The organism is Streptomyces aureus (genome assembly GCF_001418135.1).
Classification (GTDB): Bacteria; Actinomycetota; Actinomycetes; order Streptomycetales; family Streptomycetaceae; genus Streptomyces; species Streptomyces aureus_A.
The window spans coordinates 1-7,767 of sequence record NZ_LIPQ01000292.1 but is presented as its reverse complement, the minus strand read 5'-3'; the positions used below and the strand labels follow the sequence as shown (position 1 = coordinate 7,767).

Below are 7,767 nucleotides of genomic sequence, written 5' to 3'. Positions count from 1 at the left end.
GGCTCGACGCCCGCGCCAACCGCCTCGCCCACCTGCTCCTGGAACACGGCGCCGGCCAGGACACCCTGGTCGCCCTCGCCCTGCCCCGCTCGACCACCGCCGTCGCGGCGATGCTCGCCGTCGGCAAGGCCGGTGCCGCCTACCTGCCGCTCGACCCCGAGCACCCCGGCGAGCGCGTCACCCGGCTCCTCGCCGACGCCCGCCCCGCCCTCGTGCTCACCACCGCCGCCACCCTGGACGCCGCCCCGCACCTGGCCGGCACCGGCGCCCGCGTCCTCGTCCTGGACGCCCCCGACATCGCCGACGCGCTCGCCCGCGCCCGCACCGACGCCCCGGCCGAACCCGACCGGGCCACGCCCGTCACCCCCCTCGACGCCGCGTACGTCGTCTACACCTCCGGCTCCACCGGCGCGCCCAAGGGCGTCGTCGTCGAGCAGCGGGCCCTGGTGGACTACGTGGTGCGCTGCGCCGCCGAGTACCCCGGCCTGAGCGGACGCACCCTCCTCCACTCGCCGCTCTCCTTCGACCTCGGCCTCACCACCCTGTACGGCACCCTCCTCGCCGGCGGCTGCCTCCACATCGCCGACCTCGACGAGACCCTCGACGTCCCCGGCGGCCTGACCTTCCTCAAGGCCACCCCCAGCCACCTGCCGATCCTCGACACCCTGCCCGACGAACTCTCCCCGACCGCCGAGCTGATGACCGGCGGCGAGGCCCTGCACGCCGAACAGCTCGCCGCGTGGCGCGCCCGGCACCCCCAGGTCGCCGTCGTCAACCACTACGGCCCCACCGAGACCACCGTCGGCGTCCTCGACCACCGCGTCCCGGCGGGCGCCCCGCTCGCCGCCGGACCGGTCCCGCTCGGCCGCCCCATGTGGAACACCCGCGCCTACGTCCTCGACACGGCCCTGCTGCCCGTGCCCGACGGCGTCACCGGCGAGCTGTACATCGCCGGAACCGGCCTGGCGCGCGGCTACCTCGGCCGTCCGGCCGGCACCGCCGAGCGGTTCGTCGCCGACCCGTACGGCCCGCCCGGCGCGCGCATGTACCGCACCGGCGACCGGGTCCGCTGGAACGCCGCCGGCGTCCTGGAGTACGTCGGCCGGGCCGACCACCAGGTCAAGGTCCGCGGCTTCCGGATCGAACTCGGAGAGGTCGAGGCCGCCCTGCTGTCCGCCCCCGGCGTCCGCCAGGCACTCCCGCTGGTCCGCGAGGACCAGCGGGACGACAAGCGGCTCACCGCCTACGTCGTCCCCGCCCCCGGCGAGCGGCTCGTGCCCGACCGCGTCCGCGCCCATGTCGCCGGGGTGCTCCCCGAGTACATGACGCCCACCGCCGTCGTCGTCCTCGACGCGCTCCCGCTCACGGCCAACGGCAAGGTGGACCGGGCCGCGCTGCCCGCCCCCGAGGCCGTCGGCGGGCCGGTGACCCGCGCCCCGCGCACCCCCGAGGAGGAGATCCTCGCCGGCCTGTTCGCCGACGTCCTCGGCGTCGCACGCGTCGGCGTCGACGACGACTTCTTCGCCCTCGGCGGCCACTCCCTGCTCGCCATGCGGCTGCTCAGCCGGATCGCCTCCACCCTCGGGGTCCGCGTCGGCGTCAAGGCGCTGTTCGACGCCCCGACCGTCGCCGGCGTCGCCGCCCGGCTCACCACCCCCGGCGAGACGCGCCCCGCGCTCGTCCCCGCCGACCGCGGCGACCGCGTCCCGCTGTCCTTCGCCCAGACCCGGCTGTGGTTCCTCAACCGGCTCGAAGGCCCCAACGCCACCTACAACGTGCCCCTGGTGCTCCGGCTCGACGGCACGCTCGACCGTGCCGCCCTGCGCGCCGCGCTCCGCGACGTCACCGACCGCCACGAGAGCCTGCGCACCGTCTTCCCCGAGACCGACGGCGTCCCCCGCCAGCACGTCCTCGGCCCGGTCGAGGGCGCCGCCGTCCTCGACGAACGCGCCGTCACGGCCGACGAGCTGGAGCAGGCGATCACCGACACCGTCGTCGGCGGCTTCGACCTGACGGTCCAGCCGCCGCTGCGGGCCCGCCTGCTCACCGCCGACGGCTCCGGCGCCCGCGTGCTCGTCCTCGTCACCCACCACATCGCCAGCGACGGCTGGTCCCTCACCCCCCTGCTCGCCGACCTGTCCCGTGCCTACACCGCCCGCACCCGCGGCGCCGCACCGGCCTGGGAACCGCTGCCGGTCCAGTACGCCGACTACACCCTGTGGCAGCGGACCGTCATGGGCGACGAGACCGATCCGGACAGCCAGCTCACCCGGCAGCTCGACCACTGGAAGGCCGCCCTCGACGGCCTCCCCGAGGAACTCGACCTGCCCGCCGACCGCCCCCGGCCCGAGGTCGCCACCTACCGCGGCGACAACGTGCCGCTGGAGCTCGACGCCGACACCCACGCCGCGCTCGCCGCGCTCGCCCGCGCCCACGGCGTCAGCCTCTTCATGGTCCTCCAGGCCGGTCTGGCCGCACTCCTGACCCGGCTCGGCGCCGGCGACGACATCCCGATCGGCACGCCCATCGCCGGACGCACCGACGACGCCCTCGACGACCTGGTCGGCTTCTTCGTCAACACCCTGGTCCTGCGCACCGACACCTCCGGCGACCCGACCTTCCGCGAACTGCTCGCCCGGGTCCGCGAGACCGACCTCGCCGCGTACACCCACCAGGACCTGCCGTTCGAGCGGCTGGTGGAGGAGCTGAACCCGGTACGGTCCCTGGCCCGCCACCCGCTCTTCCAGGTCATGCTGATCCTGCACAACACAGCCCGGCCCGAGATCGACCTGCCCGGACTGCGGATCGACGTCGAGGGCGCCGACGCCCCCGTCGCCAAGTTCGACCTGTCCGTCAGCCTCTGGGAGCGGCACACCGCCGACGGGGCCGCCGACGGCATCCTCGGCCGGATCGAGTACGCCCTCGACCTGTTCGACCGCTCCACCGCGGAAACGGTCGCCACCCGGCTCCAGCGGCTCCTCACCGCCGCCGCGCACACCCCCGAACTGCCGGTCAGCGGCCTCGCGGTCCTCGACGACGCGGAACTCCACGACCTCCTCGTCGTCCGCAACGCCACCGGCCACCAGCGCCCCGAGGCGTCGCTGCCCGAGCTGTTCCGCCGCCAGGTCGCCCGCACCCCCGAGGCGACCGCCCTCGTCCGCGGCGACCTCTCCCTCACCTACTCCGAACTCGACGCGCGCTCCGACCGGCTCGCCCGCGCCCTGCTCGGCCGGGGCGTCCGCCCCGAGGACCGGATCGCGCTGCTCCTCGCCGACCGGGCCGCCCACGTCGTGGCGACCCTCGCCGTCGCCAAGGCGGGCGGCGTGTACGTACCGCTGGACGTGCGCAGCCCCGAGGCCCGCACCCGCCGGATCCTCGACGGCACCGCGACCGTCCTCGTCCTCGCCGAGACGGCCACCGCCGCCCGCGTCCCGGACGGGTCCGCCGCCGTCCTGCTTCTCGACGAGGGGCTCCCGGAAGCCGGCGAGCACGACGCCGAACTGCCCGCGATCCACCCGGACCGGCTCGCGTACGTCATGTACACCTCCGGCTCCACCGGTGAGCCGAAGGGCGTCGCCGTCACCCACCGCAACGTCGCCGGGCTCGCCCGCGACCGCTACTGGGGCCACGGCGCCGACGACCGGGTGCTCATGCACTCCCCGCCGTCCTTCGACGCCTCCACGTACGAACTGTGGGGCCCCCTCCTCAGCGGCGCCCTGATCGTCGCCTCCGACGGCGACGCCACCGACATCGCCTCCCTGGCCGCCACCATGACCCGGCACCGCGTCACCGTCGGCCTGTTCAGCGAGGGCGTGTTCCGGCTCCTCGCCGAGAACCACGCCGACGCCTTCCGCGACCTGCGCGACATCTACGTCGGCGGCGACACCGCCTCGGCGACCGCCGTCCGCAAGGTCCTGGAGCGGACCGCCGGAGCCCGCCTCACCAACAGCTACGGCCCGACCGAGACCACCCTGTGCGTCGTCCACCACGCCCTCACCGACGAGGACGTCGCCCGCAACGCCTTCCCCATCGGCCGCCCGCTCGACAACACCCGCGTCTACGTCCTCGACGCGGCCCTGCGGCCCGTCCCCGACGGCGTCACCGGCGAACTGTACGTCGCCGGCGAGGGCCTGGCCCGCGGCTACACCGGCCGCCCCGGCCTCACCGCCGAACGCTTCGTCGCAGACCCGTACGGCCCGCCCGGGTCGCGCATGTACCGCACCGGCGACCGGGTCCGCTGGCGGGCCGACGGCGCCCTGGAGTTCGCCGGCCGCGCCGACGCCCAGGTCAAGGTCCGCGGCTTCCGCATCGAGCTCGGAGAGGTCGAGGCCGCCGTCGCCGCCCACCCGGCCGTCGCCCAGACCGTCGTCGTGGTCCGCGAGGACCGGCCCGGCGACAAGCGCCTGGTCGCCTACGCCGTCCCGGCCGCCGGCCACCCGCTCGACACCGACGCGCTGCGTGCCCACGTCGCGGCCCTGCTGCCCGACTACATGACGCCCGCCGCGTTCGTCGAACTCGCCGAACTGCCCCTGACCCGCACCGGAAAGCTGGACCGCAGGGCCCTGCCCGCACCCCGGTACGCGGGCGGCGGCGGCCGCGCCCCGCGCAACGAGCGCGAGCAACTGCTGTGCACGCTCTTCGCCGACCTGCTCGGCGTCGCCGAGGTCGCCGTCGACGACAACTTCTTCGCCATGGGCGGCGACAGCATCGTCTCCATCCAGCTCGTCAGCCGGGCCCGCGAGGCCGGACTCGTCCTCACCCCGCGCGACATCTTCCAGCACCAGACCGTCGAGGCCCTCGCCCTCGCCGCGACCGCGCCGGGCGCCGACACCGCGAGCGCCCCCGACGACGGCACCGGAGCCGTGCCCGCCACCCCCATCATGGAATGGCTGCGCGGCCTCGGCGGCCCCGTCAAGGGCTTCAACCAGTCCGTCCTGCTCCGCACCCCCGCGGGCCTCGGCGAACGGGCCCTGGTCGCCGCCGTCCAGGCCGTGCTCGACGGACACGACCTGCTCCGCGCCCGCCTCGACCGGACCGGGGACGGCCCCTGGACCCTGGACGTCCCGCCCGCCGGCAAGACCGACGCCGCCGACCGCGTCACCCGGGTGGAGATCACCGCCATCCCCGACGACGCCCTCGCCCCGCTCCTCGCCGACCACGCCGAGACCGCCCGCCGGGCCCTCGACCCCGACCGGGGCGAGATGCTCCGCGCCGTCTGGTTCGACGCGGGACCCGACCGCTCCGGACGACTCCTGCTCCTCGCCCACCACCTCGTCGTCGACGGCGTCTCCTGGCGCATCCTCGTCCCCGAGCTCATGACCTGCTGGGCCGACGCCGAAGCAGGCCGCGAGACCGAGATCGCACCCGCCCGCACCTCCTTCCGCACCTGGGCCCGCCGCCTCGCCGACCGTGCCCTCACCGGCGCCGTCGAGGCCGAACTCCCGCTGTGGGAGAGGATGACCGCGGAAGCCGACCCGCTCCTCTCCGACCGCGCCCTCGAACCCGCCGCCGACACCCACGCCACCACCCGCCGTCGTACCCGCACCCTCCCCGCCGACCGCACCGAGCCCCTGCTCACCGCGGTACCCGCGTCGACCGGCGCCGGCCCCGACGAGATCCTGCTCACCGCCCTCGCGCTCGCCCTCGCCGAATGGCGACGCGGTCGCAGGCGCGGCGCGCCGGGCGCCGGGCCCGTGCTCCTCGACGTGGAGGGCCACGGCCGCACCGACGACGACGGCGCCGAACTCTCCCGCACCGTCGGCTGGTTCACCGCCATGCACCCGCTGCGCCTCGACCCGGGCGTCAAGTGGCACGAGGTCGTCGGCGGAGCCCCGGCCGCAGGCGAGGCCCTGCGCCGGGTGAGCGGCCAGATCCGCGCGATCCCCGCCAAGGGCGCCGGATACGGCCTGCTCCGCCACCTCAACCCCCGCACCGCGGACCTCCTCGCGGGGGGCGCCACACCGCAGATCGGCTTCAACTATCTGGGCCGCGTCCGCACCGACCACTCCGCCGGCCCCGCCGACTGGGGCGCCGCGCCCGAGGACGTACGCATCGCCCCGACCGACCCGGACCTGCCGTTCGCCCACAGTCTGGAGGTCAACGCGGTCACCCACGACCGGGCCTCCGGACCCGAGCTGACCGTGACCTGGACCTGGCCCGGCGGCCTCTTCGACGAGGCCGACGTCGACGCCCTCACCGGCCTCTGGTTCGAGGCCCTCGACGCCCTCACGCGGTACAGCACCGCACACGCCGCCCCCGCCGGCGGCGCCCCCCGCAGTCTGACGACATCCGACCTCTCCCTGGCCGACCTGGACCAGGGCGAGATCGACGAGCTCGAGGCCGACCTGGCCGACCTGGAGGATCTGAAGTGACGCACACCAGCCGACCGGCCCGCAAGCCGTCCGGACTCGAGGGCGTCCTGCCCCTGTCCCCCCTGCAGGAAGGCCTCCTGTTCCACTCCCTGCTCGACGACGGCGAAGGCCCCGACGTCTACGCCGTCCAGCTCGCCGTCGACCTGGAGGGACCGCTCGACGCGGCACGCCTCAAGGACGCGATGGCCGCCCTGCTGCGGCGCCACGCCAACCTGCGGGCCGGATTCCGGTCCGTACGCTCCGGAAAGCCCGTGCAGTTCATCCTCCGCGAGGTCGAACTGCCCTGGCGCGAGGCCGACCTCACCCACCTGCCCGCGGACGAGCGGGAGGCCGAACTCGGCCGGCTCGCCGACGAGGACCGCGCCGAGCGCTTCGACCTGGCCGCACCGCCGCTGATCCGCTGCCTCCTGATCCGCCGCGAGGACGCGCTGCACCGGCTGGTCGTGACCAACCACCACATCCTGCTCGACGGCTGGTCCATGCCGGTCGTGCTGCGCGAACTGTTCACCGCGTACGAGCAGGGCGCACAGGCCCTGCCGCCCGTCACCCCGTACAAGAACTACCTCCAGTGGCTGGCCGCGCAGGACCGCACCGAGACCGAGCAGGTCTGGCGGCGCACCCTCGCCGGCGTCGAGGAGGCCACGCGCCTCGCCCCGGCCGACGCCGGCCGCGAGGCCCGCATGCCGGAGCGCGTCGAGACCCTGCTCCCCGCCGACCTCGGCGACGGCATCGCGGAACTCGCCGCCTCCGGCGCTGTCACCCTCAACACCGTCGTCCAGCTCGCCTGGGCCGTCGTCCTGGGCCGCCTCACCGGACGCGACGACGTCGTGTTCGGCACCACCGTCGCCGGCCGCCCGGCCGAGGTGCCCGGCGTCGAGTCCATGGTCGGCCTCTTCATCAACACCGTCCCGGTCCGCGTCACCCTCGACCACGACGAACCGTGGTCCAAGGCCCTGGCCCGTGTACAGAACGAACAGGCCGACCTCGGCCCGCACCAGCACCTCGGCCTCGCCGAGATCCAGGCGCTGGCCGGCGGGGGCGAACTCTTCGACACCACCGTCCTCGTGGAGAACTACCCCGTGGACCCGGCCGCCGAGGGCGCCCGGCTCGACTCCGGGCTGCGCCTCGTCGGCGCGAAGGGCCGTGACGCCACCCACTACCCGCTCACCCTCGTCGTCTCCCGGACGGCGGCCGGCGTGCAGGTGCGCCTCGACTACCGCCCCGACCTCTTCGACCACGCGGCGGCCGAACGGATCGTGCGCCGACTGGAGCGCGTGCTGCGCGCGGCGGTCATGGACGCGGACCTGCCCGTGGGCGCGGTCGACGTCCTGGATGCCGCCGAGCGTGATCGGTTGGTGGGTGGGTGGAACGCGACGGGTGTTGTGGTGCCGGTGGG

Annotated in this window: 2 protein-coding genes; both read left to right on the top strand. The window is 75.3% G+C overall.

What is annotated here, in order from left to right:
- Nucleotides 1-6,371: non-ribosomal peptide synthetase (locus AOK00_RS23725; RefSeq protein WP_055602317.1), on the top strand; the 6,371-nt coding region annotated here is incomplete at its 5' end.
- Nucleotides 6,368-7,767, top strand: a 1,400-nt coding sequence (locus AOK00_RS23720; protein WP_254047475.1) for a condensation domain-containing protein, incomplete at its 3' end; no start/stop codon positions are given. The genes AOK00_RS23725 and AOK00_RS23720, both read left to right, overlap by 4 nt.